The organism is Xenophilus sp. Marseille-Q4582 (assembly GCF_916700565.1).
In the GTDB taxonomy this organism is placed as follows: domain Bacteria; phylum Pseudomonadota; class Gammaproteobacteria; order Burkholderiales; family Burkholderiaceae_C; genus Xenophilus.
In genome coordinates this window covers 400,740-427,646 of record NZ_CAKAKO010000004.1, presented here as the reverse complement: position 1 = coordinate 427,646, position 26,907 = coordinate 400,740, and the positions used below count along the sequence as shown (strand labels likewise).

Annotated in this window: 25 protein-coding genes and 1 tRNA gene; 14 read left to right on the top strand and 12 right to left on the bottom strand. The window is 69.9% G+C overall.

The features are described from left to right. Window positions 1–16: 16 nt before the first annotated feature. The 8 genes from LG388_RS17350 (at window position 17) to rhuM (ending at window position 5,721) form a co-directional block, all read left to right on the top strand. Window positions 17–1,111: a metallophosphoesterase gene (locus tag LG388_RS17350; RefSeq protein WP_225783980.1), complete on the top strand. Its 1,095-nt coding sequence runs from the start codon at window positions 17–19 to the stop codon at window positions 1,109–1,111. Next, the gene (locus LG388_RS17345) at window positions 1,111–1,572 is read left to right on the top strand and encodes a hypothetical protein (RefSeq protein ID WP_225783979.1); all 462 of its coding nucleotides are present in this window, start codon (window positions 1,111–1,113) and stop codon (window positions 1,570–1,572) included. Before LG388_RS17350 ends, LG388_RS17345 begins: the two co-directional genes overlap by 1 nt. Before the next feature lie 20 nt (window positions 1,573–1,592). Further along, a complete protein-coding gene (locus LG388_RS17340) occupies window positions 1,593–1,916 on the top strand; it encodes a hypothetical protein (protein WP_225783978.1) in 324 nt (107 codons plus the stop codon). Then, window positions 1,913–2,497 (top strand): DNA primase small subunit domain-containing protein, encoded by a 585-nt coding sequence (locus tag LG388_RS17335; protein WP_225783977.1) that lies wholly within the window; start codon window positions 1,913–1,915, stop codon window positions 2,495–2,497. The genes LG388_RS17340 and LG388_RS17335 overlap by 4 nt, the downstream gene beginning before the upstream one ends. After that, window positions 2,481–3,247, top strand: a protein-coding gene (locus tag LG388_RS17330) for an IS5 family transposase (protein WP_225783976.1) whose coding sequence is annotated in 2 segments (ribosomal slippage) — window positions 2,481–2,796 and window positions 2,796–3,247 — 768 coding nt in all. Because the reading frame shifts where the segments join, the coding sequence is not laid out codon by codon here. Before LG388_RS17335 ends, LG388_RS17330 begins: the two co-directional genes overlap by 17 nt. Window positions 3,248–3,295: 48 nt before the next feature. Further along, the gene (locus LG388_RS17325; protein WP_370630187.1) at window positions 3,296–4,771 is read left to right on the top strand and encodes a DEAD/DEAH box helicase family protein; all 1,476 of its coding nucleotides are present in this window, start codon (window positions 3,296–3,298) and stop codon (window positions 4,769–4,771) included. 43 nt (window positions 4,772–4,814) lie between these two features. Beyond that, window positions 4,815–5,237, top strand: coding sequence for a virulence RhuM family protein (locus tag LG388_RS26705; protein WP_255632184.1), 423 nt, complete (start codon window positions 4,815–4,817; stop codon window positions 5,235–5,237). Further along, entirely contained in the window at window positions 5,194–5,721 is a 528-nt protein-coding gene (gene rhuM / locus LG388_RS26840; protein WP_370630186.1) for a RhuM family protein, read from the top strand. The genes LG388_RS26705 and rhuM overlap by 44 nt, the downstream gene beginning before the upstream one ends. On the opposite strand, the gene LG388_RS17315 is transcribed toward rhuM, so the two are convergent. Then, entirely contained in the window at window positions 5,664–6,362 is a 699-nt protein-coding gene (locus tag LG388_RS17315) for an SDR family NAD(P)-dependent oxidoreductase (protein ID WP_225783975.1), read from the bottom strand. The genes rhuM and LG388_RS17315 overlap by 58 nt on opposite strands. Before the next feature lie 161 nt (window positions 6,363–6,523). Between LG388_RS17315 and LG388_RS17310 the strand changes: the two genes are divergently transcribed. The 4 genes from LG388_RS17310 (at window position 6,524) to LG388_RS17295 (ending at window position 8,973) form a co-directional block, all read left to right on the top strand. Continuing rightward, window positions 6,524–6,599: transfer RNA gene (locus LG388_RS17310), tRNA-Lys, on the top strand. 144 nt (window positions 6,600–6,743) lie between these two features. Next, complete coding sequence (locus LG388_RS17305; protein ID WP_225783974.1) at window positions 6,744–7,997, top strand: cation:proton antiporter; 1,254 nt, start codon at window positions 6,744–6,746, stop codon at window positions 7,995–7,997. Window positions 7,998–8,161: 164 nt separating this feature from the next. Continuing rightward, window positions 8,162–8,731 (top strand): type 1 glutamine amidotransferase domain-containing protein, encoded by a 570-nt coding sequence (locus LG388_RS17300; protein ID WP_225783973.1) that lies wholly within the window; start codon window positions 8,162–8,164, stop codon window positions 8,729–8,731. A 53-nt stretch (window positions 8,732–8,784) separates the two neighbouring features. After that, on the top strand, window positions 8,785–8,973 hold the full coding sequence (locus LG388_RS17295; protein WP_225783972.1) for a hypothetical protein: 189 nt from the start codon (window positions 8,785–8,787) through the stop codon (window positions 8,971–8,973). A 195-nt stretch (window positions 8,974–9,168) separates the two neighbouring features. On the opposite strand, the gene LG388_RS17290 is transcribed toward LG388_RS17295, so the two are convergent. The 8 genes from LG388_RS17290 to LG388_RS17255 all read right to left on the bottom strand — a co-directional run bounded on the left by LG388_RS17290 (window position 9,169) and on the right by LG388_RS17255 (window position 20,792). Continuing rightward, window positions 9,169–9,573 (bottom strand): group II truncated hemoglobin, encoded by a 405-nt coding sequence (locus tag LG388_RS17290; protein ID WP_225783971.1) that lies wholly within the window; start codon window positions 9,571–9,573, stop codon window positions 9,169–9,171. A 74-nt stretch (window positions 9,574–9,647) separates the two neighbouring features. Further along, window positions 9,648–12,254, bottom strand: a complete 2,607-nt coding sequence (locus LG388_RS17285; protein WP_225783970.1) for an ABC transporter permease — start codon at window positions 12,252–12,254, stop codon at window positions 9,648–9,650. A 97-nt stretch (window positions 12,255–12,351) separates the two neighbouring features. Beyond that, the gene (locus LG388_RS17280) at window positions 12,352–13,821 is read right to left on the bottom strand and encodes a GGDEF domain-containing protein (RefSeq protein ID WP_225783969.1); all 1,470 of its coding nucleotides are present in this window, start codon (window positions 13,819–13,821) and stop codon (window positions 12,352–12,354) included. Window positions 13,822–13,955: 134 nt separating this feature from the next. Beyond that, the gene (gene fdhD / locus LG388_RS17275; protein WP_225783968.1) at window positions 13,956–14,828 is read right to left on the bottom strand and encodes a formate dehydrogenase accessory sulfurtransferase FdhD; all 873 of its coding nucleotides are present in this window, start codon (window positions 14,826–14,828) and stop codon (window positions 13,956–13,958) included. Between the two features lie 64 nt (window positions 14,829–14,892). Beyond that, window positions 14,893–15,234 (bottom strand): hypothetical protein, encoded by a 342-nt coding sequence (locus LG388_RS17270; RefSeq protein ID WP_370630185.1) that lies wholly within the window; start codon window positions 15,232–15,234, stop codon window positions 14,893–14,895. A 3-nt stretch (window positions 15,235–15,237) separates the two neighbouring features. Further along, on the bottom strand, window positions 15,238–17,604 hold the full coding sequence (locus tag LG388_RS17265) for an FdhF/YdeP family oxidoreductase (RefSeq protein ID WP_225783967.1): 2,367 nt from the start codon (window positions 17,602–17,604) through the stop codon (window positions 15,238–15,240). A gap of 185 nt (window positions 17,605–17,789) precedes the next feature. Next, entirely contained in the window at window positions 17,790–18,743 is a 954-nt protein-coding gene (locus LG388_RS17260) for a LysR family transcriptional regulator (RefSeq protein ID WP_225783966.1), read from the bottom strand. 57 nt (window positions 18,744–18,800) lie between these two features. Further along, window positions 18,801–20,792 (bottom strand): AsmA family protein, encoded by a 1,992-nt coding sequence (locus LG388_RS17255; RefSeq protein WP_225784410.1) that lies wholly within the window; start codon window positions 20,790–20,792, stop codon window positions 18,801–18,803. A gap of 98 nt (window positions 20,793–20,890) precedes the next feature. Here LG388_RS17255 and LG388_RS17250 point away from each other — a divergent pair, with 98 nt between their 5' ends. Then, a complete protein-coding gene (locus LG388_RS17250; protein WP_225783965.1) occupies window positions 20,891–21,511 on the top strand; it encodes a VOC family protein in 621 nt (206 codons plus the stop codon). Here LG388_RS17250 and apbC read toward each other — a convergent pair. Next, entirely contained in the window at window positions 21,412–22,503 is a 1,092-nt protein-coding gene (gene apbC, locus LG388_RS17245; RefSeq protein WP_225783964.1) for an iron-sulfur cluster carrier protein ApbC, read from the bottom strand. The genes LG388_RS17250 and apbC overlap by 100 nt on opposite strands. Before the next feature lie 192 nt (window positions 22,504–22,695). Next, complete coding sequence (locus LG388_RS17240) at window positions 22,696–24,606, bottom strand: bifunctional UDP-sugar hydrolase/5'-nucleotidase (RefSeq protein ID WP_225783963.1); 1,911 nt, start codon at window positions 24,604–24,606, stop codon at window positions 22,696–22,698. Window positions 24,607–24,789: 183 nt separating this feature from the next. Here LG388_RS17240 and LG388_RS17235 point away from each other — a divergent pair, with 183 nt between their 5' ends. Continuing rightward, window positions 24,790–26,037, top strand: coding sequence for a patatin-like phospholipase family protein (locus LG388_RS17235; protein ID WP_225783962.1), 1,248 nt, complete (start codon window positions 24,790–24,792; stop codon window positions 26,035–26,037). A gap of 80 nt (window positions 26,038–26,117) precedes the next feature. Here the strand turns inward: LG388_RS17235 and LG388_RS17230 are convergent, their stop codons facing one another. Then, window positions 26,118–26,897 carry a cytochrome c oxidase assembly protein gene (locus LG388_RS17230; protein ID WP_225783961.1) on the bottom strand — a complete coding sequence of 260 codons (780 nt, stop codon included), beginning with the start codon at window positions 26,895–26,897 and terminating at the stop codon, window positions 26,118–26,120. Window positions 26,898–26,907 lie beyond the last annotated feature (10 nt).

Sequence of the window (26,907 nt, the reverse complement as noted above, 5' to 3'; positions counted from 1 at the left end):
ACCAGATTGATATGCTATGAATTCCTCGTCTCTCGTCGCCGCCCTCCCCGGGGGGCCCCTGGACCTGGTGGGTGACGTGCATGGCGAACTCGCCGCACTTGAGTCCTTGTTGGCCGCCGCCGGCTACGACGCGGATGGCCATCATCCGGATGGCCGCCATCTGGTGATCGTTGGCGATCTGGTGGATCGGGGCCCGGACAGTCCCGGTGTTGTTTGGCGTGTCAAGCAGTTGGTCGACAGCGGTCGTGCATCGGCCATTCTCGGGAACCATGAGCTGAACATACTGCGCGGGCAGCGCAAGGCCGGTAATGACTGGTTCTGGGGCGAGCACAGGCCCGGGGACCAAGCTTACGAGCCGTTTCAGCGAACCGATCCTGCACAGGATCCGGATATGCTCGCTTTTTTTCGATCCCTGCCATTGGCCCTTGAGCGCGCGGATTTGCGCGTTGTGCATGCAGTGTGGGATGCACCATCGATCGATCGCCTGAGGACTATCGGCTTCGTGAAGAGCGAAGGCTTGGCCGCATTGTTCGAGCGATTCGAAGGCGAGGCCCGCAACGAACTGGAGCGTCAGGGCATCGCCGCGGCAGCAGAGCGTGAGCTTGCCGCATGGAAAGGCCAGTTGGGCAATCCCGCCGCGCCGGTTCCTATGCTGCACGCCGTAGGCCGCCAAGCCGAGTTGCAGCAGATGCTCAACCCCTTGCGCGTCCTCACTTCGGGGGTGGAGCGTTGCGCTCAGGCGCCGTTCTTTGCCAGTCAAGAGTGGCGTTTCGCGGTGCGGGAGCGGTGGTGGGATGCCTACGGCGATCCCGTGCCGGTAGTGGTTGGACACTACTGGCGCCAGTATCTGCCTCTGGATCGTGCCGAGTTGGGCAAGGGCGATCCTGATCTGTTCAAAGGGATTGCGGCAACCCACTGGCTGGGAGACCGGGGCCTGGTCTTCTGTGTCGATTACTCGGTAGGCGGCCGCTATAAGGAGCGCGGCCGTTCACCCTCCGATTGGCGGACGCGGTTGGCAGCCTTGCGCTGGCCGGAAAACGTGCTGATCCTGGAGGATGGCGAGGAGGTGCCGACCACCGGATTCCTTCGGGCCGATACAGGAACTGCCTGATGTGGCTGCGTAAGCATTGGAAACCCGGGTGCTGGAGCATTGCCCTGCGCAAGGTTTGCGACGTTCGTCTGTTGGAGACTGAAGCCGAGATCGAGCGTTACCCGGAGCAATGGGCTTTCGTGTTGTGGCGCCCGATGGAAGCTCCGCAGCCTTTCGTTCGGCCCGACTGCTGGGGGTTCACCATTGGCTCCCCTGACGACGAGGTCAAGCGCCTCATTGCCGGGCAGGGCGGGGGTGAGATGTATGGTGTTCCGGACGAGAACTGCATCTGGTCAATGTGGATCGACGCGGCGCTGGCCTGCGACACCTATGAGCCTTGGTTCACGCAGGTACTGCAGGACTTCCGCGACAGGGAGCGGGTGCTGGAGCGCCAGCGCCTACTTGGCTGGTACGGCCATGACGCAGCGCGCTTTCACCACTTTCTGGATCAGGTCATTCGGCCGCTGGATGAGTCTTCGTGACTGGTACCTGTGGAGTTGAAATGGGCAAGGGCGCCGATGAATTGGCTTCTGTGCGCGCCGAAAACGCCCGTCTGGCTGCCTTACTCGATGCGCACGGTATCGCATGGCGATTGCCGCAAGAACCCGTTCCGCAGCCAGTCGCCGAACCATCACGCCTCACGACCGACGAAAAGGTCGCGCTGTTCCGCAAGCTGTTTCGCGGCCGCACGGATGTGTACCCCATCCGATGGGAAGGCAAGACCAGCGGCAAGTCCGGCTACGCACCTGCTTGTGCCAACGAATGGCGCGCTGGCGTTTGCGAGAAGCCGCGCATCAAGTGCGCGATTGCAGCAACCGCCTGTTGATCCCCCTGTCCGATGGTGTGATCTACGGCCATCTGGCCGGAGACCACACGGTCGGCGTCTATCCCTTGCTGGACGGCGACACCTGCCATTTCCTCGCCGTCGATTTCGACGAGGCCGAATGGCGAGACGACGCCCGCGCCTTCGTCCAGTCCTGCGATGAACTGGGCGCACCGGCGGCGCTGGAGATTTCCCGTTCCGGTCAAGGTGCACACGCCTGGATTTTCTTCGCCGGTGCGGTATCGGCGCGCGACGCCCGTCGTCTGGGCACGGCCATCATCAGCCACACCTGCACGCGCACCCGGCAACTGAAGCTGACTTCCTACGATCGGTTGTTCCCGAATCAGGACACGATGCCCAAGGGCGGTTTCGGCAACCTGATCGCCTTGCCCTTGCAGAAGAAGCCGCGTGAGGACGGGTTCAGCGTGTTTGTCGATGCTGACCTGCGACCGCATCCCGATCAGTGGGCATTTCTCGCATCCATCGTGTCGATGCCTGCCCACGACATCGAGCCAGGGCGTCTTAACACTAATTTCCAGACTGGCAGTTTTCCAAGAAACTGCGAGTATGGAAATCACCCCTGAACAGTTCTCGCGCATTGAGCATTGCCTGCCTCTGCAGCGCGGCAATGTCAGCCTGACCAATTTGCAAGTGGTCAACGCCATGTTGTATGTTGCCGAGCACGGCTGCAAGTGGCGTGGATTGCCCAAGCGGTTTGGAAACTGGCACACCATCTACACGCGCATGCGCCGCTGGACCAAGGCTGGCGTGCTGGACAAGATGTTTGAAGAGCTACAGCGCGAGCAGGTCATTCGCATCAAGATTGAGGCAGTCTCGCTCGACAGCACCAGCATCAAAGTGCATCCCGATGGCGCTGGCGCTTTAAAAAAAACGGGCCGCAATCCATCGGCAAGTCTCGAGGCGGATGGAACACCAAGATTCCTATGGTTGCCGCGGATGCTCGAACGGCCGTGACATTCTGTTTGTCACCAGGTCAGGCGCACGATGCGCCTGCAGGTCGACGCCTGATCGAAAGTCTGGGAAAGACCAGCAGACCCGTGCACTTGCTCATGGATCGCGCCTACGAGGGCAACGAGACGCGCCAACTGGCGCTGGACTTGGGTTTCATTCCCGTCGTTCCACCCTCAAGGAAGAGGCTGGATCCATGGGAGTACGACCGGGCTATGTACAAACGCCGCAACGAAGTGGAGCGTCTGTTCAGGCGGCTCAAGGGTTATCGACGCATCTTCTCCCGATTCGAGAAGCTCGACGTGATGTTCCTCGGCTTCCTCAGCTTTGTGCTGGTGGCCGATGGACTTCGCAGTTTGTGTTAACACGCCCTAGCCATCCTGCGGGCAACGGGCGGCGTGCATCCGCTGGACGTGACCTTCATCGACGACGAGGATTTGGCCGCGCCGTGGAAGCGGCACAGCGCGCCTGACGGGCGGCTGGCGGGCGATATGCCTTCGGCCTTGACCGTGACGCTGGCCAATCAGGTCTATTTCGAGAAGGCGCAACTGCCGCAGGCGCTGGCGAACCGCCTGATCCGGCTGGCCGCCTTCCAGAATCCCGAGTTCTACCGGGCGCAGGCAATGCGGATGTCGGTGTGGGACAAACCTCGCGTGATCGGCTGCGCCAACAACTACCCGCAGCACATCGCCCTGCCGCGCGGTTGCTTCGATGCGGCCTCCGAACTGCTGGCGGACAACGGCATTCGCCTCGACCTGCACGACGAACGCCACGCCGGAGAGCCCATCGCTGGCGATTTCGTCGGCAGCTTACGCCCGGATCAGGAAGGCGCCGTTGCGGCGATGCTGAAACACGATGCCGGCGTGCTGTGCGCGCCGACGGCCTTCGGCAAGACGGTGACGGCGGCAGCGATGATCGCCCGGCGCGGCGTGAACACCTTGGTGCTGGTGCATCGCACCGAGCTGCTCAAGCAATGGCAGGAACGCCTCGCCGCATTCCTGGGCGCAGGCAAGGGTGTGGTCGGCGTCATCGGCGGCGGCAAGTCCAAGCCCACCGGCAAGATCGACATCGCCGTGATGCAGTCCCTCTCGCGTCAAGGCGAGGTCGATCCGCTGGTCGAAAGCTACGGTCAGGTGATCGTGGACGAATGCCACCACATCGGCGCGGCGTCCTTCGATGCCATCCTGCGGCACGCGAAGGCGAAATACGTGCTCGGCCTGACGGCGACGCCGATCCGCCGCGACGGCCAGCAGCCCATCATCTTCATGCAGTGCGGGCCGATCCGGCACAAGGCGGCGCAGCCTGCCGAAGCGCCGCACGATCTGGCGGTGACACCGCAGTTCGTCGAATCGACTATCGATTTGCCGACAGACGCGGGTATTCAGGACGTGTTTCGGTATCTCGTCCAGGCCCCGGCGCGAGCTGGTGCCATCGCCCGCGCGGTCATCGGTGCCTTCCGGCAAGGCCGCAAGGTGCTGGCATTGACCGAACGCACCGAGCACATCGATGCCATCCGGGCCGCTCTGGCCGACGAAATTCCGGAGCCGTTCGTGTTGCACGGGCGGATGTCGAAGAAGCAACGCACCGTGCTGATCGCGGCGCTCGATGCCCTGCCGCCCGACGCGCCGCGCGTGTTGCTGGCCACCGGCAAGCTCGTCGGCGAGGGTTTCGACCATCCACCGCTGGACACGCTGGTGCTGGCGATGCCCGTGTCGTGGAGAGGCACGCTCCAGCAGTACGCGGGTCGCCTGCACCGGGAGCACGCCAGCAAGACCGATGTGCGGATCGTCGACTTCGTGGACACCGGGCATCCAGCCCTGCTGCGGATGTGGGACAAGCGCCAGCGCGGCTACCGGGCGATGGGGTATCGAATCGAGGGGAAGATATGACTGACCAACTTCAACCATTGCCCGGCGAGTTCCTGCTCTACGCGTGGCTGACACGCTGTGGCTGCCGCAGGCAGGCATGGCCGAGCTGTTCCTGACCAGCAAGCAGAACATCGCCAAGCACCTGAAATCGATCTTCGCCGAGGGCGAATTGCAGCCAGAGGCAGTTATCAACCAATGGTTGACAACTGCCGCCGACGGCAAGAACTACCGGGTGGCCTACTACAGCCTGGAGGCCATTCTGGCGGTCGGCTACCGGGTGCGCTCGCCGCGCGGCACGCAGTTCCGCCGCTGGGCCACGGAGCGCCTGACCGAGTATTTGGTCAAGGGCTTCACGCTGGATGACGAGCGCCTGAAGAACCCGCCCGTGGCCGGTTCTGCCGTGCCCGACCGCTTCGACGAACTGCTCGAACGCATCCGCACCAGTGAACGCCGGATGTACCTGCGCGTGCGCCAGATATTTCGATAGCGGCGGACTACTCCCCCACACTGCCGGAAACCACCCAATTCTTCCGTTTCATCCAGAACAAACTGCATTCGCCGTCACTGGCAAGACCGCCGCCGAACTGATCGCCGAGCGCGCCGACAGCCGCCGCCCCAACATGGGCCTGACGACATGGGAGTCCGGCAACGTGTTGGAGGCCGAGGGTGCGGACGCCAGCGTGCGGGCGCTGGAGGACGCCGCCAAGGCGCTAGCCAAGCCCGGCAGAACGTGGGAAGAAGCGGAAGTGAATCACCGGGCATTCCCCGGCAACCCGCGCCATTGCCATTTGCTTCAATGCACGTCTATTCGGTGGCGGCGCCGTCCGCCACCACCGGAACCCTGGCCCCGATGCGCATGCGTCGGGGCTTTTTCGTGGCGCGGCCACCGCCGCTGCACCCGCGCCGGCCCCGCTCAATCGAGCACCAGGTGCTGTCCATGCAGCGCCGCCGCGCCGGGACTGGCGAGGTAGGCGATGGTCTGCGCGGCCACCGCCGTGGACACCCAATCCGCCGGGTTCGCGTCGGGCATGGCCTGGCGGTTGGCCGGCGTGTCCAGCACGTTCGGCGCGATGCTGTTGACCTGCACGCCCTGCGGCGCGAGTTCGCTCGCCATGCTCTCGACCAGTCGCTGCAGCGCGCTCTTGGACGCGCAGTAGGCGGCCATGTTCGCCACGCCGCGCGCGGCGGACTTGGCGCTGACGGCGATGATGCTGCCGCTGCCGCGTTGCGCCATCGCCGGGGCGAAGCCCTGCGCCAGCGCCACGAAGGACCAGGCATTGAGGTTCATCATGCGGTCCCACGCGGCGCGGTCCAGCTCGTGCACGGCGGGGCCCATCTCGAAGCCGCCTGCAATGTGCACCAGCGCGTCCACGTGGCCGAAAGCCTGCAGCACCTGCTCGGCCAGCGTGCGAACAGATTCAGCGGACGTCACGTCGGCCTGCAGCAGAAGATGCTGCGAATGCGCCAGGCCCGGAAAGCTCTGGTGCAGCCGGTCGCCACTGTGCTCCACCAAGGCCAGGCGCGCGCCCGCGTCCAGAAACTGCTGCGTGACGGCGCGGCCCAGCGCACCCGCAGCGCCCGTGACCACCACGTGGCGGGTCCCATCGATCATCTGTAGCTCCATTGCAATGAGGAAGGCGCACACGGCGCCGAGGTGGCGGATGCTACCCGCCGCCAGTGCCACGGCAGCGCATTTGCACACAGCCGAAAAAATGCGCTATACTTTCTGTCTTGCCTGATAGCGCAGACCTTCAAGGAATGCCAAGCAGACAAGGGCTCTTAGCTCAGTTGGTAGAGCAGCGGACTCTTAATCCGTAGGTCGAGTGTTCGAGTCACTCAGGGCCCACCAGACATCCAACGGATCAAGCACCTGTGCGGAAACGCCAGGTGCTTTTTTCTTGGGCGCACGGCCTCAGAGGGCTGAGCGATGGGTCTTTCTGGGGCCCGGGCCGCGTGATAACGTGCGCGCCTCCCGGCGATCCCAAGGCTTCCGATGCCCACCGCGCAGCTCTCCGTCTACTTTTTCATTCAGGTTGCGGTGATCATCACTGCCTCCCAGCTGGTCGGCCGGCTGGCGCAGCGCCTGGGGCAACCCCAGGTGGTAGGCGAGATGATCGCGGGCGTGCTGCTGGGGCCCTCGCTGTTCGGCCTGCTGCTGCCCGAACTGCAGCGCGTCCTCTTCCCCAAGGAGACGCTGGGCATGCTGTACGTGGCTGCCCAGTTGGGCGTGGGCCTGTACATGTTCCTGGTCGGCACCGAATTCCGCGCCGACCATTTCCGCAGCCGGGCCAAAAGCGCCGCCAGCGTATCGCTGGCCGGCATCCTCGTGCCCTTCGTGCTGGCCTTCCTGCTGGCGCCGCAGCTGCTGCAGGTACCGGGCCTTTTCGCCGCGACGGTGAAGCCGCTCGAAGCCTCGCTGTTCCTTGGCGCGGCGATCGCCATCACGGCCTTCCCGATGCTGGCCCGCATCATCTCCGAGCGCGGGCTGTCGGGCACCTCGCTGGGCACGCTGGCGCTCACGGCCGGCGCGGTCGACGACGCGGTGGCCTGGTGCATCCTGGCCGTGGTGCTGGCGAGCTTCTCGGGCTCCTGGAGCGGGGCCTACGCGGCCATCTTCGGCGGCGCGGCCTTCGCGCTGTTCATGATCTTCATCGGCTCGCGCGCGCTGCGTCGCCTGGCCGATCACGTGAGCCCCGCCCGCCCGCTGAGCAGCACCATGCTCGCGACCGTGCTGGTGCTGTTCGCGCTCAGCGCCTTCACCATGGACATGATCGGCATCCACGCCGTCTTCGGCGGCTTCATCCTGGGCGCCTGCCTGCCGCGCGGGCCGCTCACGGAGAAGCTGCGCGAGCAGCTGCAGCCCTTCGTCGTCGTGTTCCTGCTGCCCATCTTCTTCACCTACTCGGGCCTGAACACGCGGCTGTCGGTGCTCTTCGACCCGGGCATCTTCCTGGCGGCGGTGGCCATCCTGCTGGCGTCCTTCTGCGGCAAGGGGTTGGCCTGCTGGGGCGCGGCGCGCCTGACCGGCGAGAACCACCGCGACGCGATGGCCATCGGCGCGCTGATGAACGCCCGCGGCCTCATGGAGCTCATCATCATCAACATCGGTTTGCAGGCGGGCGTGATCCTGCCCGGCCTGTTCTCGATCCTCGTGCTGATGGCGATCCTGACCACGCTGCTGGCCACGCCGCTGTTCAATTTCGCCGTGCGCGTGCGCGGCGGGGCCGGGGTGCCGTCCGCGGGCTGAACGCCCGCATGGATTCGGCGGACCGGCAAGGAGGCAGCCGCTCTCCTGACAGGCGGCCCGCCGCCGTCCGACAGGCCGCGCCGGCGCATGCCGATCATGCGGGAAGCGGCGCTGCTCCTAAGTTGAGTGCTCCACAGGAAGCCTCATCCAAGGAGCCTCATCGCATGACTGCCCAGACCCTCCATGGCATCAAGGTGGCCATCCTCGTTGCGGATGGCTTCGAACAGGTCGAACTCGTGAAGCCGAAGGCCGCGCTCGAAGAGGCCGGCGCCGCGACCACGCTGGTCTCGCCCCAGCAGGACCAGGTCCGCGGCTGGAACCACCACGACCCGGCCGATGCCTTTGCCGTCGACCAACCCCTGGCCCGCGCGCGGGCCGAAGACTTCGACGCCCTGCTGCTGCCCGGCGGCGTGGTCAACCCCGATGCGCTGCGCATCGACGAACAGGCCGTCGCCTTCGTGCGCGCCTTCGAGCAGGCGGGCAAGCCCATCGCCGCGATCTGCCACGGACCCTGGACGCTGATCGAAGCGGGCGTGGCCGCGGGCAAGCGCATGACCTCGTGGCCCTCGCTGAAGTCCGACCTGTCCAACGCCGGCGCGAACTGGGTGGACGAAACCGTCGTCGTCGATGGCCTGCTCGTCACCAGCCGCAATCCCGGCGACATCCCGGCCTTCAACCGCGAGATGGTCCGCGTGTTCGGCCAGGCCACCGCGGCCGACGCCGCAGGCCGCTGAGCGCGCGGCTGCTGCTGCGCGTGCGCTGCACACCCTCAGCCAGGAGTGAATCGATGCGTGCCTACACCGTCAAAGTGATCGATGCGGCCGGCGGCTTTCACCGGTACATCCAATTGTGCGCGGACAGCCGCAGCGCGGAACAGGCCGTGTGGCGCCGCTTCGGCGCCGTGCGCATGATGAGCATCATGCGCACGGCCTCCTGGCTCGGGCTGCCGGGCCGGGCGCGCGCCCGCGTGGCCTGAGCCGCTGATGCCGCTGCCGGCTGCCCGGGACCGGCTTCGCGGCAGCCTCCGCGCCCGTGGGCGGCAGTTCCGAGGACATGGCCAAGACCATTGACGCCGAGTACGCCCGCCGGGGCGCCGTCATCAAGGCCAAGAACATCCGGCTGGACTGAAGGATCGCATCGGCGGTTTGCGCTGGCGCGCGCACCGCGCCGCTCAGCCGCCCTTGTTGCGCATCCAGTCCGCGGTCTGGAAGAAGGACGCGTGGAGCCGGTGGCGCAGCGGCTCGGGCACCTCGGTCTCGATCATGGCCTGCTCCATGCAGGCCAGCCACTGGTCGCGCTCGGCGATGCCGATGGCGAAAGGCAGGTGCCGCGCGCGCAGCCGCGGATGGCCGAAGCGCTCCACGTAGTGGTCGGGCCCGCCCAGCCAGCCGCACAGGAACCAGAACAGGCGCTGGCGCGCGTTGTCGAGGCTGGGGCCGTGCGCCGCGCGCAGGGCGGCATAGCCCGGCTCCAGGTCCATCAGGTCGTAGAAGCGCTCCACCAGCGCATGCACCTTGGCTTCGCCCCCGATCCATTCGAAGGGGGTGTCGAAGGGCGGCTTTTCCTGAATCTGCATGCCCCGATTGTCCGTGGCTGCGGCCGGCCGGGCCGGGACTGGGGCGATTCGTCCTGGCACCGCCGGCGGTGGCCCTACTGCGCCGCCTGGCGCAGCGTGGCCACCACGGGCCGGCGCAGCACCTCTCGCAGCCCCCACCAGCCAGCCATCAGTGCGAGCGCGGCGCCGGCCAGCGCCCCACCCAGCGGCACCCACAGGGAGCCGGTCCAGGTGAACTGGAACACGTAGCGCGCCAGGCCCCAGCCGATCACCGAGGCCACCAGCGAGGCCAGCAGGCCTGCGAGCAGGCCCACGCCGGCCAGTTCGGCGCGCTGCACCTGGCGCAGCAGCGCGGCGCGCGCGCCCACGGCGCGCATTACGGCGAACTCCTTGGCGCGTTCCTCGCGCGTGGCCGTGACGGCCGCGAACAGCACCACCAGCCCGGCCGCGAGCGTGAAGCCGAACAGGAATTCCACCGCGCGGATCACCTGGTCCAGCACGCGCTGCACCTGGGCGATGGTGGCGCTCATGTCCACCAGCGTGATGTTGGGGAATTGGTGCACCAGGGCGTTGTCGAAGCCGGCCCTTCCATCGCTGGGCCGCCCCGAGAGGGAAAGCGCCCCCTCGGGGGGCAGCGGAGCTCGCGCAGCGGGGGAGCGTGGGGGCCCTGCTTCCGGGGCGCGGAAAGCGCCCAGGTAGGTGACGGGCACCTCGGCCGGCATCTGCGCCAGCGGGTACATGACGAAGAAGTTGGCATGCAGCGAACCCCAGTCCACCTCGCGCGTGGAGGTGATGCGCGCCTCGCTCTGCACCCCGCCGATGTCGAAGCGCAGGCGGTCGCCCAGCTTCAGGCCCAGCTCGGCCATCAGGCCGTCTTCCACGCTCACCGCGCCGGCCTCGCCCGCGGTCCACGCGCCGCTCAGCACCCGGTTGTGCGCCGGCGCCTCGGCCGCGTTGCTCAGGTTGAACTCGCGGTCCACCAGGCGCTTGGCGCGCTCCTCGGTGTAGTCGTCGGGCGAGACCGGTTTGTCGTTGATGGCGACCAGGCGGCCGCGGAACATGGGGTACCAGTCGAAAGTCTGCACGCCCGCGTCGCGCAGCGCCTGCTGGAAGGCCTGCTCCTGATCGGGCATGACGTTGAGCACGAAGCGGTTGGGCGCATCGGGCGGGGTGGCCTGGCGCCAACTCGAGACCAGGTCGGTGCGCAGCAGCACCAGCAGCACCAGCGCCAGCAGGCCCACGGCCAGGCTGCTGACCTGCACCACGGCGTACACCGGCCGGGCCGAGATCTGGCGCGTGGCCAGCACCAGCCAGCGCGGGGCCGTGCTTTCGTTGACGGCGCGGCGCAGCAGCTTGACGGCCACCCAGGCCAATGCGGCGAAAAGCAGCACCGCGCCCGCGAAGCCGCCGACCGCGATCAGTCCCAGCGTGAGGTCGCTGCTGGCCGCCAGCAGCAGGGCCGCGAAGCCCAGCACGCCCACGCCCAGCACGGCGGCCGAGGCCGGCTTGAGCCCGCCCACGTTGCGCCGGATCACGCGCAGCGGCGGCACCTTGGCCAGTTGCAGCACGGGCGGCAGCCCGAAGGCCAGCAGCAGGGTCAGGCCCATGCCGATACCGAAGGCCGCCGGCCACAGCGAAGGCGCGGGCAGCGAGCTTTGCACCAGGCCCGCCAGCAGCAGCACGAACCCGTGGTGCACGCCCCAGCCGATGGCCACGCCCAGCACGCTGGCCGCCACGCCCACGACCCCGAACTCCAGCGCGTAGGCGGCGGCGATGCGGCGCTGGCTCTGGCCCAGCACGCGCAGCATGGCGCAATCGTCCAGGTGGCTGGCGGCGAAGCCGCGCGCCGCCAGCGCCACGGCCACCGCCGACAGCAGGGCCGCCAGCAGCGCCACCAAATTCAGGAATTTCTCGGCCCGGCCCAGGGTCTGCTGCATCTCGGGCCGGCCGCTTTCCAGCGATTCGAGGCGCGCTCCGCGCAGCTGGCCCGCGTCCAGCGCGGCCTGGGTCTGCTCGCTGAAGCGCTGCACGGCGGCCGCGTCGTCGCTGGCCACGGCCAGGCGGTAGCGGATGCGGCTGGCCGGCTGGACCAGGCCCGTGCGCGGCACGTCGGCCACGTTGACCATCACGCGCGGCGCGAAGCTCATGAAGCCGCTGCCGCGGTCGGGCTCGATGACGATCACGCGCGCGATGGTGAGCGCGGCATCGCCCAGCAGCAGCGCATCGCCCACCTGCAGGCCCAGCGCATCGAGCAGCGGCGCGTCGGCCCAGACCTGGCCCGGCGCGGGGATCTCGCGCACCGCTCGCGTCGGGCCGCCCACTTCGTCCGCCAGTTGCAGGCTGCCGCGCAGCGGATAGCCGGCATCCACCGCCTTGAACGCCACCAGCCGGCTGTCGCCGCCCTTGTCGTCGGGCGCACGCGCCATGGTCGGGAAGTCGTAGCTCAGCGTGGCCTGCAGGCCCTGCGCGCGGGCGCGCTCCAGGATCTCGGGCGGCGGCGGGTTGTCGGTGCGCAGCACGGCATCGCCGCCCAGCAGCTGGCGCGCATCGCGCTGCAGGCCGCCCTTCAGGCGATCGGCGAAGAAGCCCACGGCCGTGAGCGCGGCCACGGCCAGCAGCACGGCGACGACGATCAGGCGCAGCTCGCCGGCGCGCAGGTCGCGCCAGAGCATGCGCCCACCCAGGCGGAGGGAAGCGGTCATGGGGCGCGACGATAGCCCAGAAGCCCCGTGCGAGCCGCTTTCGCGGCGGCCCGGCCGGCCGGGCGTAGGGATTTGCCCGGGTGCCGGCCGCCCGCGCTCAGGCCGCCGCGCGCCGGGGCGGCTGCGCCGCCAGGGCCTCGTAGTGCAGCGCCTTGGCCTCGAACATGGCCTGGTCGGCCGCATGCAGGGCGGCTTCCACCTCGCCGGCCTGCTGGGCGCTGGCCACGCCGATGGCCATGCTCAGCGGGTGGCCGGGGTAGAACTGGTTGTTCACGTCGATCAGCGACTCGATGCGCGCGCGGATCTCCTGCGCCATGCGCTCGTCCGCGCCGGGCAGCAGCGCGACGAACTCGTCGCCGCCCACGCGCGCCACGCACCAGGGCTGGCCCGCGGTGGCGTTGGACAGCACCTCGCCCGCGCGGCGCAGCAGCGCATCGCCGGCCACATGGCCTTCGCTGTCGTTGATGCGCTTGAGCCCGTTGAGGTCCATCACCAGCGCGCTCAGCGGCCAAGGCCCCTTGCGCGAGATGCGGTTGAGCTCGTCCACGTAGAAGGCGCGGTTGCGCAGGCGCGTGAGCGAATCGTGCTTGCCCAGGTACTCGAGGTAGGCCTCGGCCTTCTTGCGCGCCGTGATGTCCACCAATGACAGCAGCACCAGGTCCCAGTTCTGCAGGTGCTCGGGCATCACCGAGAACTGCATGTGGATGTTGATCAGCGAGCCGCCCAGGCTGTAATTGATGACTTCGCGCGTCTGCTCGGTCTTGCCGTTCCACAGGTCGACGAGCTGCTCGGCGAAGGTATCGTGCATCTCGTCGCGGAACACCTGGCTCAGGTTGGCCAGCAGTTCTTCCTGGCTCTGGGCGCCGAACATCTGCAGCGTCTGGCGGTTCACCTCGAGCACGCGGATCTCCTGCATGCAGCGGCTCACGAACTCCGGATGCACGCTCAGGAAAACGCGGAAGTCCTGGATACCCTGGGCGCGTGCCTCGTCCAGCAGGCGCTTGACGCCGCTGAAGTCCTCCACCCACAGCGACACGGGCGAGTAGTCGAACAGGTTGCGCGCGTGGCGTTCGCTGGCCGCCAGCTGCTGGCGCGCGACCACGGTCTCGGTCACGTCCTCCAGCGAGATCAGCACGCGGTCCCAGTTCGCCTCGTGGCCCTGCAGCACGCGCACGTGGATCTGGGCCTCGATGCGGCGGCCGTCCAGCGCGTAGTTGACGGTCTGGTTGGAATAGTCGAGCCGGCCGTTCCACAGCGACAGCATCTCCGGCAGCATGCGCGTGAGCATGTCGCCGCGGAACACGTCATGCAGGTTCTGCTCCAGCTCCTCTTGGCTGCGCGCCGCGAATAGCTTGAGTGTCTGAGCATTGACCTTGATCAGCCGCAGGCAGGCGGCGCATTGCTGAACGCGCGACGGGTGCGCCTCCAGATGGGCCTGCAGGTCGGTCACACCCGTGGCCCGCCAGCCGTCGAACAGCGCCTTCAGGGCGCTGAAGTCTTCGAGCCACAGGGAAATCGGGGCCCGGTCGAACATCTGCTCGAAATCGGTCTGGCGGGAAGGCGTCATCGTGCCCGGAATTGTGTCTCCGCAAGAATCATTTAGATATAGCTTGTAACACTTTTTGCGCATCCGGGCGGCCGGGGGGGGCGGGCGGCCGGCCGGCACGGATGGGCGAGCGCCCGCTCACCCGCGCGGGCCCGTCAGGCCGTGTAGCGCAAGGCGCGCGGCGGCCGCACCAGCCCCCAGAGGGCGATGCCGCACAGCCGTGCCATCTGCACCCCCATGGCGGTGGGCGCTGACACGGTGGCCAGGGCCGGCACGCCCAGCTGCGCACACTTGCGCACCAGCTCATGGCTGCCGCGGCTGGTCATGACGACGAAGCCCGGCGCCGCAGCTTCGCCGCCCAGGCGGCCGGCGCGCGCCAGCCGGCCCAGCAGCTTGTCCAGCGCGTTGTGGCGGCCCACGTCCTCCAGCACGTCGGTCAACGTGCCGTCCACGCCCGCCCAGCCGGCCGCGTGCAGGGCGCCGGCCTGGGCGTTGAGCGCCTGCTGCGCGCGCAGCCCTTCCACGGCGCGCAGCACCTCGGCCAGGCCGATCTGCGCGGCCCCGGGGCGGGCCGGCACGCGCGGCGGCGACAGGTCCAGCGCGGCAAAGCTCTCGACCCCGCACACGCCGCAGCCGGTGCGGCCGGCCAGGCTGCGGCGCCGGCCCTTGAGGCGCTCGAAGGTGCGCGGCGAGATCTCCAGCTGCACCTCGATGCCCGGCATGCCGTCGGGCAGGCCGGCGGTGGCGGCATCGAGCACCGTGGCCTCGATGCCGCGGCAGTCGGCCGCCGAATCGAGGATGCCTTCGCTGAGCGCAAAACCCAGCGCGAAGTCCTCGATGTCCCGCGGCGTGGCCATCATCACGGCGTGCGAGATGCCGTTGAACACCAGGGCGACCGCCACTTCGGCGGCCAGCGTGTCCTCGCGCAACCGGCCGTCGGGCGGCAGGCCGGCCTCGCCGAACACCTGCACGGGCAGGCGGGCCAGCGCGGGGATGGGGGAATCGGTGGAAGAAGGCTCGATGGACATGGTGCGGGCGCGCCCGGCAGGCGCGGCCTCCATTCTGGCGGCGGCACGCATTCCGTCCACGCCCTCAATGCAGCGGAGCCGCCGGCGGCAAGGCCCGGGCCGCCTCGCGCCCGGCGTCGGTGAGCTGCGCCACCCAGCGCCCGTCCTGCTGCGCCACGCGCACCCAGCCGGGCCCCTGCACGCCGCCCAGCACGGCATCGCCCATAAGGGTCAGCTCGCGCATCAACGCGCTCGCGCCCAGCCCCAGCCGCTTGACCAGGCGCGGCAGCGAGACGCCGTGTTCGCCGTCCTCCTGCGCCAGTGCGCACAGCAGCGCGGCCCGCAGGGGCGGCAGGGGCGGCAGGGGCGGCAGAGGCGCAAGGGACGCGTCGGACGCATCCTGCGGGGGTGGCGCTTCGCCGGCCATCGCTCAGGCGGCCGCAGCCGCCGCGGCCTCGGCCGCCGGTTCGCCGCCGGCGCGGTCCGCGCGGTGCGGCTGCAGCCGCACGGGGATCGCCTTGGAGGTTGGCGTGCCGGCCACGATGGCCGTGGCCCACAGCGGCACCAGCGGGTTCGTTTCCGGGTAGTAGGCCGCGAGGTTGCCGCGCGGGATGTCGTAGGCCACGAGCTTGAACCTGTCGGCGCGCCGGGCACCGGGGCCGCCCGCGCTCGGCACGGGTTCGTCTTCCCACGCTGCCAGGATGTCCACCCAGTCGCCCTCCTTCAGGCCCAGCGCGCGGATGTCCTGCGGGTGGATGAACACCACGCGCCGCTGGCCGAACACGCCGCGGTAGCGGTCGTCCATGCCGTAGATCGTGGTGTTGTACTGGTCATGCGAGCGCATGGTCAGCAGCGTGAACACGATCGTGTCGCGCGCCTTCTCGCTGCGGCGCGCGCGGTGCACGGGCGTGTCGCGCGGCACCGGGTGCGCAAAGAAGGTGGCCTTGCCGGTGGGCGTGTTCCACACGCGCTCGCTGGCCGTGTTGCGCAGGCGAAAGCCGCCGGGTGCGGCCACCCGCGTGTTGAAGTCCTTGAAGTCGTCGAACACCGCGTCGATCTTGTCGCGGATGCGCGCGTAGTCCTCGATCAGCCAGAGCCAGGGCGTCTGGCTGCGGCCCGAGAGCGTGGCCGCGGCCAGGCGCGCCACGATAGCCGGCTCCGACAGCAGGTGCTCCGATGCGGGCGGGTTGATGCCCGAGGAGAGGTGCACCATGCCCATCGAGTCTTCGACCGTCACACCCTGCGGACCGCCGGCCTGCATGTCGATCTCGGTGCGGCCCAGGCAGGGCAAGATCAGCGCCTCCTGGCCATGCACCACATGGCTGCGGTTGAGCTTGGTGGCCACGTGCACGGTCAGGTCGCACTGGCGCAGCGCGCGCCAGGTGGCGTGGGTGTCGGGCGTCGCGGCCGCGAAGTTGCCGCCCAGCGCGAAGAACACCTTGCCCTTGCCGGCCAGCATGGCCTGGATGGCTTGCACGGTGTCGTAGCCATGCTCGCGCGGCGGCTCGAACCCGAAGACCTGCCCCAGCCGGTCCAGCAGCGCCGCCGGCGGCTTCTCCCAGATGCCCATGGTGCGGTCGCCCTGCACGTTGCTGTGGCCGCGCACGGGGCAAAAGCCCGCGCCGGGGCGCCCGACGTTGCCGCGCATCAGGAGCAGGTTGCCCATCATCTGGATGGTGGCCACCGAATGCATGTGCTGCGTGATGCCCATGCCCCAGCAGAAGATCGCGCTCTTGGCGCCGATGTAGACGTCGGCCGCGGCACGGATCTGTTCCAGCGTCAGGCCCGATTCCTCGGTGATCACGTCCCAGGACTCGGCACGCAGGTCTGCGGCCACGGCCTCGAAGCCGGTCGTGTGCTCGGCGAGGAAGTCCGCATCCAGCACCGACTCGCCCGCGTCCTGCCGCTCCAGCAGGTGCTTGGCCATGCCCTTGACCACGGCCAGGTCGCCGCCCACGCGCAGCTGGAAGTAGTGCGTACTGATCGGCGTGGCGCCCAGCGTGGCCATCTCCCTCTTGTTCTGCGGGTCCTGGAAGCGCTCCAGGCCGCGCTCGCGCAGCGGGTTGAAGCTCACGATGCGCGCACCGCGCCTGGAAGCCGCGCGCAGCTCGCCCAGCATGCGCGGGTGGTTGGTGCCCGGGTTCTGGCCGAAGATGAAGATCGCGTCGGCCTGCTCGAAATCCTGCAGCGTCACCGTGCCCTTGCCCACGCCGATCTGCGGCTTCATGGCACTGCCGCTGGGCTCGTGGCACATGTTCGAGCAGTCGGGGAAGTTGTTCGTGCCGTACTCGCGCACGAACAGCTGGTACAGGAAGGCCGCCTCGTTGCTGGCCCGGCCCGAGGTGTAGAAGATGGCCTGGTTCGGGTCGGGCAGCCCGTTCAGGTGTCGGGCGATGAGCGCGAAGGCCGCGTCCCAGGGGATGGGCAGGTACTTGTCACTCCCGGCGTCGTAGACCATCGGGTGCGTCAGGCGGCCCTGGTCTTCCAGCCAGAACTCGCTTTGCTGCAGCAGCTCGGTGACGGTGTGCTTCGCGAACAGCTCGGGGCCGGCGCGGCGTGCGGTGGCCTCGGCCGCCACGGCCTTGGCGCCGTTCTCGCAGAACTCGAAGGTGGAATGGTGGTTGCGGTCGGGCCAGGCGCAGCCGGGGCAGTCGAAGCCGTCGGGCTGGTTGGCCGACAGCAGCGTCCGGGCGCCCTTGATCGGAATGTCCTGCCGCAGCAGCGCGTTCTTCACGCTGTTGAGCGCCCCCCAGCCGCCGGCGGGGCCCTTGTAGAACTCGATCTTCTGTTCGCTCAATGCGGGTCTCCTTTCCCTGGGGGTCGGCTCGCCGCCCCACCTTGCCGGCCGCGCCCCGGGCCCGAGGCCCCCGCGAACGGCCGCCGCCAGTCTAGGCAGACCAGGGGCATCGCGCCAATTGAACCGGCGCATGGCACCATTCAGCCGGCGAATGAAAGGCATGCGCCACCATCGCCGCCCGCGCTTCAGAACGCCTGGGCCCTGCCCGTCAGCGCGTGCAGCTGCGCGCGCCAGCGGTCGTCCTGCGCCCAGGCCAGCGCGGCTTCCAGCGCCCGCGACAGGCGGTCGCTGCGGTGGCTCATGAAGCCCACGCGCGCCTGCACCGTCGGCTCGACCAGGGCCCGCACCTCGAAGGCACCGCCCTGCAGCAGGCTCAGCGCCCCATCGGGCATCACGCCCGCCAGCGCGCCGGCCGCGACCGCGCTGGCCAGGGTGTGGATGGAGTTGGTGTCCAGCGCCGGCTTCACGGCCAGGCCGGCTTCGCGGAATGCGCCCTCGACGATGGCGCGGTTGTGCATGTCCGAACTCAGCAGGCACAGCGCCTGCCCGGCGGCCTCGGCCCAGGGCAGGGGCGGCCCCGCCTGCAGGCCGTCGGCCGCGGGCGGCGCAGGCTCGGGCAGCCGCCGCACGAAGTGGTAGCGCTCCACGAACTGCGGCCACACGCTGAGGCTCACTTCGCGCACCCGCGTGCGGTCGGTGTAGCCCAGCGCCATGTCGACGGCCATGCTGTCCAGCGCGGTCTCGATCTCCTGCGAGCTCATCGAGACGACGGTGGGCGTGATCCCCGGGTGGCGCTGCCGCAGCGAGATGGCGAACGCCGCCAGGAGGGGCTGGGCCGTGGGCACCGCGGCCAGCCGCAGCGCCCCCTGGGGCCGGTCGGCGTCGCTGCGCAGGCGCTGGCGCAGCAGTTCCTGCTCGTGCAGCATGCGCTGCGCGGTGGCCAGCACGAGCTGGCCTTCGGCCGTGAAGCCTTCGAAGCTGCGGCCCCGCTGGACGATGAGCACGCCGAATTCGCGCTCCAGCGCGCGAAGCGCGTTCGACAGCGCGGGCTGCGTGATGTGGCTGGCCAGCGCGGCGCGGCCGAAGTGGCGGTGTTCATTGAGCGCCACCAGGTAGCGCATCGAAGCCAGGAGATTCATGGAAGCGGCGCGGGGTGCGAGGCCGGCAGCATCGCACATCCGGGCCGCGCGCCGACCTCAGCGGATCGCCTTGGCGCGCTCCGCGGCCCGGCGCGCCGCGCGGCTGTCGGGCGCGCGCGCCTCGTTCAGCACCGCAGCGCAGTCCGCGTCCTTGCCGGGGCCGGTTTCCAGCGTGGCCGCCAGGCCCAGCAGCGGGTTGAGGGTGGCCCCGGCCACCACGGCGGCCGCGCGCGCGATCAGCGGCCCGGCCTCCACGCCCGGGCTCGGATCGCCCAGCGTGCCGCCCACGGTGAGCGGCGTGCGCACCGAGAGGATGCTCGGCGCCTTGGGCTCGGGGTGGATCACCAGGTCCAGCCGCTCGTTGGCCAGGTTGATGCGGCCTTCGGCGTTGAACACGGCATTGCTGGTGTCCAGCACCAGCGTGCGGCCGGTCATCAGGCCCTTGTCGATGTCGAAGGCCACGGCCGCGCAGCGCAGCTGCACGTCCTTTTCGCCGCGCGCGATGAACTTGATGATGTCGCCGCCCACCAGCGTCGCGAACACCGGCAGCAGGTTGCCGAACTGGCCGCTGCCCATCAGCAGCGCCACGTCGCCCGAGGAGGCGCCCAGCCAGGTGGCCACCGATTCGCCGGCCCCCGCGATGTTGATGCGCCCGTCGATGCGGCCCACGCTGTTGCCCGTCGTCTCCAGCGCCGGCACCAGGCGCGCCAGCTGCAGCGCGCGCGCGTCGAGCGAGGCGCGGATGTCGGCCGGCCGCCGGGCGCCGTCGATGCGGATGGCGCCCTTGACGCCGCCGCCGGCCACGCCCAGGTCCAGCGGGTCCAGCGTGAGCACGGCGTCCTGCAGCTTGACATGCACGGCCCCCTTTTCAAGCGGCACGTCGCGCACGTTGCGGATGCGCTGCGCCGTGTAGCGCACGTCGGCATTCATGGCGCGCAGGCGCGCGAAGTCCAGCGGCGCCGTGGGCAGCACCTTGCCGTCGGTGCGGCGGCGCTGGGCCTGCTCCTGCGTCACGGGCGGCGCGATGTCTTCGAGCTTGACGGCACGCGCCGAACGCGCACTGGGCTGCAGGCCGATCAGCGGGCCCAGGTCGTCCATGTCCAGCAGCTTGGACTGCAACTGGCCGACCAGCCGCGGACGGTCGCCGCCCTGCTCGAAACCCAGCTCGCCCGCGATGTCCGACAGGCCCAGCCGGCCTTCCAGCGCCACCGCGTCCCAGCGCATGCCGTTCTTGCGCAACTGGCCCTTGATCGCATAGGGCGGGGTTTCGGGCAGCGCCACGCCCAGCAGCGTGAAGAGGTCGCCTAGCGTGCGGCCGCGCAGGTCGAAGCGCGCATCGATGCCGTCGAGCTGCGCGAGCGAGCCGATGCTGCCCTCGGCCTGCAGCCGCGTGGCGCCGGCGCGGGCGCGGATCTCCATCGGGAACGGCGGCGCGCCCACGGCGTCGATCTGCAGCACCTCGCCTGCGCGCCCTTCGGCCTGCAGCGCCTGGCCCTGGTAGCGCCCCTTCAGCCGGTAGTGCAGCGGCAGGGGGCCGCGCGCCGGGTCCATGTCGAACTCGCCCTGCATGTCCACGCCGTAGGGCGGCGCCAGGAAGTCCAGGCTGCCGCGGTCCACCTGCAGCAGGCCGATCTGCGGCACGGTGCCCTTGCCGCCCTCGCCTTCGTCGGACTTGCCCAGCGCCCAGGTGCGGCGGCCGTCGGCTTCCATCTGCAGGCCCAGTTCGGGGCCCGTGAGCCGGATGCGCGGCAGCACCACCTGCCCGCCGAGCAGCGGCCACAGGCGGATGTCGATCTCGGCGCGCTCGGCCTTGACCAGGTGCGAGGCGCGCGCCCACGGCGGGTTGGAGAACTCCACGCCGTCCAGGTAGACCGTGGCCTGCCGCAGGCCGGGCTTCACGTCCAGCCGACGCGTGATCTCGAAAGTGCGCCCCGTCTTCTCGCTCACGAAGCGGTTGACCGGTCCGCGCAGCAGGTCCCACGGGAAGAACAGCACCAGCAGCGCCAGCGCGACCAGCAGGCCCGCCAGCACCAGCAGCGTGGCACGCAGCCAGCGTCGCGCGGGCTGGGGCTGGGGCGGGGGCAGGGAGGGGCAATCTGCATGGTGGGCGGGCCAAGGCCGGAGGCGCGAAGTCAGCGCGGCTGCCCTTGCAGCCGGCCCAGCCGATAGGCCGACGCGATGATCGCAGCCTAGCCCTGCCGCCGGCCGCTGCCCGGTCGGCAGCGCCCGCGCCGCGCTGTGCGGCACGGCCTACGCCTGCGACCGCAGGCCCTCCTGAGCAGCTCAAGCACCTGGCGACCCGCGCCTTCTTCGAGCAGGCCGTCGGCTGGCGCTTCACGGCCCATGGCCCCGCGTACCAGGCCTTCGCGGCGGCGCAGGCGGGGCTGGACGGCGGCTTCTTCCGCTCCGACCGCGCGTCCAGCACGCGCAGCGGCGCCGCGCTGGTGGTGCTCTACCGCCGCGACCTGGAAGGCTGCCTGGACCGCGTGCGGGCCTGCGGCGGGCGCATCGAGCAGCCCATCTTCGACTTTCCGGGCGGGCGGCGCTTCCACTTCGCGGAGCCCGGCGGCAACGAGCTGGCGGTGTGGGGCGATTCCGCTGCCGGGCTGAGCCGACGCAGCACCACCGGTCGCGCAGGCTGCGTCGGCCTGCGGGACGCCGCAACCGCTCAGGTGTTCTTGCTGATGGTGATGGTCGGGAACTTGGCCGAGAAGTCCTTGGCCTTCTGCGCCACGCTCACGGCCACCTGGCGCGCGATGCCGCGGTAGATGCCGGCCACGTCACTGTCGGGCGCGGCCACCACGGTCGGCCGGCCGCTGTCGGCCTGCTCGCGGATCGACAGCGCCAGCGGCAGCGCGCCGAGGTAATCCATGCGGTATTCGGCCGCCAGCTTCTTGCCGCCTTCGGCGCCGAAGATGTGCTCGGCATGGCCGCAGTTCGTGCACACGTGCACGGCCATGTTCTCGACGATGCCGAGGATGGGCACGCCCACCTTCTCGAACATCTTGATGCCCTTGCGCGCGTCCAGCAGCGCGATGTCCTGCGGCGTGGTGACGATCACGGCGCCGGTCACGGGCACGCGCTGGCTCAGCGTGAGCTGGACGTCGCCGGTGCCGGGCGGCATGTCGACCACCAGGTAGTCCAGGTCTTTCCAGTTGGTCTGGCGCAGCATCTGCTCCAGCGCCTGCGTGGCCATGGGGCCGCGCCAGATCATGGCCTGGTCGCCTTCGATCAGGAAGCCGATGGACATCAGCTGCAGCCCGTGCGCGCGGATCGGCTCCATGCTCTTGCCGTCGGTGCTCTCGGGCTTGCCGCTGGCGCCCATCATCAGGGTCTGGCTGGGGCCGTAGATGTCGGCGTCGAGCAGGCCCACGGTGGCGCCTTCGGCGGCCAGCGCCAGCGCCAGGTTGGCGGCCGTGGTGCTCTTGCCCACGCCGCCCTTGCCCGAGGCGACGGCCACGATGTTCTTCACGCCCGGCAGCAGCTGCACGCCGCGCTGCACGGCATGGCTCACGACCTCGGTGCGGATGTGGACGGACACGTTGCCCACGCCGGGCACGGCGCGCGCCGCGGCGACCAGGCGCTTGCGGAAGTCGGCGTGCTGGCTCTGCGCGGGATAGCCCAGCACGAGGTCGAAGGCGACGTCGTCGCCGTCCACCTGGATGTTGCGCACGGCCTTGGCGGCCACGAAGGATTGCTGGGTGTTCGGGTCCTCGACGCCCTTGAGCGCGTCGAGCAGGGCCTCGGGGGTCACTGGCATGGCTGAAAGCTCCTCAATGGCCGCGAGTCTACGGGGTGGCGCCACGGGACCGCTGCCGCAAGGACTTTGCGGTGGCGTCTGCCTTCTTGCCCCCCAGGCCCAAGGGCAAAGGGCACCCGGCCGGGCAGCCGCCACGGTCGTGACGGCCGCCCCGCACGGGCGCCCTGCGGGTGAGACGGACTCAGCGTCGGCTTACCGGGCCGGCTGCTGGTAGGTCTTGGTGCTGTAGAGCTCGACTGGCAGGCGGGCGAGGCCCGGCAGGCCGGAGTCCGCCTTCGGGCGGGCCTGCACCCAGTCCAGGAACACGTCGGCGTCCAGCACGCCGATGTCGAGGCGGCGCGCAGCGGGCACGGCGGCCAGCGTGGCATAGCCGTCGCCGCCGGTGGCGTTGAAGCTCAGCACGAACAGCTTGTAGCTGCGGCTCAGGTCCAGGGGCTGCCATTGGCCGCTGGCCCGGTCATGCACCTCGATGCCGGTGGCGCGCTGGCCCTTGGCCGCGTTGGCGTTCACGTCGAAGCGCAGGCCGCCCGTGTACGGGTAGGGGCCGGTGCTGCCGCCGGTCTTGAAGGTGCTGTCCAGGCCGTCTTCCAGCATGCCCTTGACTTCCGCGCCGGTCACTTCCAGGCGGTAGAGCATGTTGCCGAAGGGCAGCACTTCGATCAGCTGGGCGGCCGTGACGGGGCCGGGCAGCAGCGGCACGCGCGCGCCGCCGCCGCTTTGCAGCGAGATGTCGGCGCCGCCGTACTTCTGCGCGCCGATGTCCAGGAAGGCCTGGGCCGCGATCTGCTGGATGTCGCCACCGCGCAGCGAGACGCTGCCCAGCGCGTTGCAGCTGGCGCTGGAGCGCGAGTAGTCGGACGTGCCGGGGCCGCCCGGCACGCGGCGCGAGCAGATTTCTTCGGTGGCGGTGGCGACCACGGTCTTGTTGAAGGTCTCGACCTTGGCCTTGAAGGGCGCCAGCACGGCCAGCGCCGCGCTGTCGGGCGCCGTCACGCGCAGGAAGCCGCTGGCCTTCACGTCGGCCAGCAGCGCGGTGCGCTGGGCTTCGGTGGGGTCGGCGCCGGCGATCTTGAAGTTGTCGCCGATCAGCACGTGCGGCGTGCCCGCGCATGCCTGCACCTCGCCCTTGTCGTCGAAAGTGACCTTCAGCTCGCCCACGATCTGGCTGTATTCCCAGGCCTGCACCACGCACACGCGCTTGCCGTCCTTGTCCTGCACCAGCGTGGGGTAGGCACCCGCGGGCGAGCCCACGCCGTAGCGCGTCAGGGCGGCCGGGCCGACCAGGGTGTGCGAGTCGCCGCCCACCACCACGTCCACGCCCGACAGGGCCTTGGCCACGGTCTGGTCGTACTCGTAGCCGATGTGGCTCTGCACGATGATCTTGTTCACGCCCTGGGCACGCAGCGCGTCGATCTCGCGCTGGGCGGCCGCGGTTTCGTCCTCGAAGGTGGTGTCCGCATCGGGGCTCGACGACGCCTTGGTCTTGGCCGCGATGGTCAGCCCGACGATGCCGATCTTCTGGCCGCCGCGTTCCACCACGATGGAAGGCCTGACGTAGCCCGGCGCCGTGCCGGGGTTGAGGGCCGAGCTGGCACCGAACTTCACGTTGGCACTGAGCACCGGCGTGCTGCAGCTGGCGGTGCGCAGGCGGTCCAGGAAGCCCTTGAGGCCCGAATCGCCCTTGTCGAATTCGTGGTTGCCCAAGGTGAAGGCGTCGAAGCACACGGTGTTCATCATCGCGGCATCGGCCTCGCCGTCGGCGCCGGCGCGGTTGAAGTACAGCGTGCCGGTGGTGGCATCGCCGGCGTGCAGCTTCAGCACGTGGGGCTTGTCCTTGGCCAGTTCCCGGAAGGCGGTGGTCACGCGGGCGAAGCCGGCGGCATCGACCGTCACGTCGCTGGTCGCATCGCCCGCGCCGGTCCTGAGCTTGAGCGTGCGGCTCTTGCTGTCCAACGTGGAATGGTGGTCGTTGATGTGCAGGATCGTCAGCTCGTAGGGCTTGGCCGGCTCGGGCTCCGGGGCGGGGGGCAGGATGGGCAGCGCGAAGCCGCCCCCGCCGCCACCGCCACAGGCCGCGACCAGCGCAGTGACCGCGAAGATCAATCCGAGCCTGGCGCCTTGCTTCAGCGCGCCTGCCGGTCCGGGATGCGCCCGGTCCGCCTCCCGAGGGGCGCAAGAAAGCGGGGAACGGCCCGGCGCTGGATGGAAAGGCACACACTTCTCCTTCGATTGCAGAAGCGGCGATGCTCGCGGCCGGGCATGTCGGTTTCATGAAAGAGGAGAGACATGGCAGGCCACAATCGGCGCGCGATGACTGACGCGCCCGCTCCGCCCTCCGCCGCCACCGGCCTGCTGCTGACCGGCGGCGGCGCCCGCGCAGCCTATCAGGTGGGCGTGCTGCAGGCCCTCGCGCGGCTGCGCCGCGAATCGGGCGAGCGGCACGCCGGCAGCCCCTTCGGGGTCATCACGGGCACTTCGGCGGGCGCCATCAACGCCGCCGCGCTGGCTTGCGGCGCGCATGATTTCGACCGTGCGGTGCGCCGCATCGCGCGCGTGTGGCGGCAGTTCAGGCCCCACCAGGTGTACCGCACCGATGCGCTCGCCAGCCTGGACGTGGCGGGCCGCTGGCGCATGCTGTGGGGCCTGGCCCGGCTGATGGCGCGCTGGCGGCGCGAACAGCCGCGCGCCCTGCTCGACAACACGCCGCTCGCGCAGTTGCTGGAGCGCCTCGTGCCGCTGGAGCGCTTGCCCGCGCTGCTGGAGGCCGGCCACCTGCACGCACTGGCCGTCACGGCCTCCAGCTACAGCTCGGGCGAGCACTTCACCTTCTACCAATGCGCCCAGGGCCGGGCGCCCATGCCCCCGTGGGTGCGCTCGCAGCGCCAGGCCGTCCCGGGGCCGCTGACCCACGCGCACCTGCTGGCCTCTGCGGCCATTCCCTTCGTGTTCCCGGCCACGCCCATCGCGCATGCCGGCCATACCGAGTACTTCGGCGACGGCTCCATGCGCCAGACGGCGCCCATCGCGCCCGCCATTCACCTGGGCGCCGAGCGCATCCTGGTGGTGGGCGCCGGCCGGCTGCATGAGCCGCGCGAGGCCCCCGGGCCCAACACGCACAGCGGCTATCCCAGCATCGCGCAGATCGCGGGCCATGCGATGTCCAGCATCTTCCTGGACGCGCTGGCGGTGGACGTGGAGCGGCTGGAGCGCATCAACCAGACCCTGGCGCTGATCCCGCCCGAGGCGCGTGCGAACACGCGGCTGCGGCCCATCGAGCTGCTGGTGATCACGCCCTCGGAGCGCATCGACGCGCTGGCGGCCCGGCATGTGGACGCGCTGCCGGGCGTGGTGCGGCGCATGTTCCGCGGCCGCGCCGCGAACGGCGATGCGGCCACGCACGCGGTCAAGTCCTCGGCGCTGGCGAGCTACCTGCTGTTCGATGCGGGGTTCACGCGGGAACTGATGGCGCTGGGGCGGGCAGACACGCTGCGCCAGAAGGAGGCGGTGTGCGCGTTCATGGGGTGGGGCGGCTGACTCCGAAAGGCAGGCTCCGTGCGGGGCGCGCCCCGGGGCGCTCTGCCCCTCGCGTGGCGGTCTGCGGTGCGAAGGAAAACTCAGAACGAAGCCCCTGTGGCCCGCGTCCGCCGAACCGCCCGCCCTGCCCATCGCACGGCCAGCCCCAGGGCCACGCCCATGTAGCCCAGGCCTCCGGGCACCCACATCAGCAGGCCGGCCACCTGCTGGTCCACCAGCGGCTCCAGGCCCCAGGCCCGTGCCCCCGCGGCCTGCACGGCATACAGCGGCGTGCCCGCGAAAGTCAGCAGCGCGCCCAGCAGGCCCGTGTGCGCCAGAGTCAGCAGCAGCGCCACCAGCACCGCCCCGCGGTGCGGCGCCTCGGCATGGAACACCTGCCGCCAGAAGGCGAAGGACGCCAGCGCCAGCGCCGCCGTCATGCCCACATGCACGACGCCCGAAACCAGCGCCGCTTCATACACCGCGGGCAGGTGCCAGACCCACAGCAGCAGGCCGTGCGCAACCGCGGCCCCATGCAAAGCCGCGCCGCCCAGGCGCTGCGGCGCGCGCCAGCCCGCGGCGAGCAGCGCGCAGCCGGCCACCAGCACCATCAGTTGCGCCATGTGCGCGCCCGCCAGGGTCGCGCCGAGCCGGCACAGCGGCGAGATCAGCGCCACCCCCAGCAGCGCGAGCCCCGCCATGCGCCATCGCCGCGCGGAGCCCGCGGGCAGGCCGCTGCGCGACGCGGACGCCCCCGACCAGGCCGCCAGCGCCAGCCAGGGCAGCAGCAACGCCGGCGCCAGGCTCCAGGCGCGCCACCAGTCCTGCGGCAGGGCCGGCCAGGCATCCACGGTGCACAAGGTCATGAGCGGGGCGAACATGGCTTTCTCC

Bases quoted from the DNA above. Each gene is read 5' to 3' on its own strand.
- LG388_RS17350 (WP_225783980.1), top strand. From the start codon at position 17: ATGAATTCCTCGTCTCTCGTCGCCGCCCTCCCCGGGGGGCCCCTGGAC.
- LG388_RS17345 (WP_225783979.1), top strand. From the start codon at position 1,111: ATGTGGCTGCGTAAGCATTGGAAACCCGGGTGCTGGAGCATTGCCCTG.
- LG388_RS17340 (WP_225783978.1), top strand. From the start codon at position 1,593: ATGGGCAAGGGCGCCGATGAATTGGCTTCTGTGCGCGCCGAAAACGCC.
- LG388_RS17315 (WP_225783975.1), bottom strand. From the start codon at position 6,362: ATGATCGATGGGACCCGCCACGTGGTGGTCACGGGCGCTGCGGGTGCG.
- LG388_RS17305 (WP_225783974.1), top strand. From the start codon at position 6,744: ATGCCCACCGCGCAGCTCTCCGTCTACTTTTTCATTCAGGTTGCGGTG.
- LG388_RS17300 (WP_225783973.1), top strand. From the start codon at position 8,162: ATGACTGCCCAGACCCTCCATGGCATCAAGGTGGCCATCCTCGTTGCG.
- LG388_RS17295 (WP_225783972.1), top strand. From the start codon at position 8,785: ATGCGTGCCTACACCGTCAAAGTGATCGATGCGGCCGGCGGCTTTCAC.
- LG388_RS17290 (WP_225783971.1), bottom strand. From the start codon at position 9,573: ATGCAGATTCAGGAAAAGCCGCCCTTCGACACCCCCTTCGAATGGATC.
- LG388_RS17285 (WP_225783970.1), bottom strand. From the start codon at position 12,254: ATGACCGCTTCCCTCCGCCTGGGTGGGCGCATGCTCTGGCGCGACCTG.
- LG388_RS17280 (WP_225783969.1), bottom strand. From the start codon at position 13,821: ATGACGCCTTCCCGCCAGACCGATTTCGAGCAGATGTTCGACCGGGCC.
- fdhD (WP_225783968.1), bottom strand. From the start codon at position 14,828: ATGTCCATCGAGCCTTCTTCCACCGATTCCCCCATCCCCGCGCTGGCC.
- LG388_RS17270 (WP_370630185.1), bottom strand. From the start codon at position 15,234: ATGGCCGGCGAAGCGCCACCCCCGCAGGATGCGTCCGACGCGTCCCTT.
- LG388_RS17260 (WP_225783966.1), bottom strand. From the start codon at position 18,743: ATGAATCTCCTGGCTTCGATGCGCTACCTGGTGGCGCTCAATGAACAC.
- apbC (WP_225783964.1), bottom strand. From the start codon at position 22,503: ATGCCAGTGACCCCCGAGGCCCTGCTCGACGCGCTCAAGGGCGTCGAG.
- LG388_RS17235 (WP_225783962.1), top strand. From the start codon at position 24,790: ATGGCAGGCCACAATCGGCGCGCGATGACTGACGCGCCCGCTCCGCCC.
- LG388_RS17230 (WP_225783961.1), bottom strand. From the start codon at position 26,897: ATGTTCGCCCCGCTCATGACCTTGTGCACCGTGGATGCCTGGCCGGCC.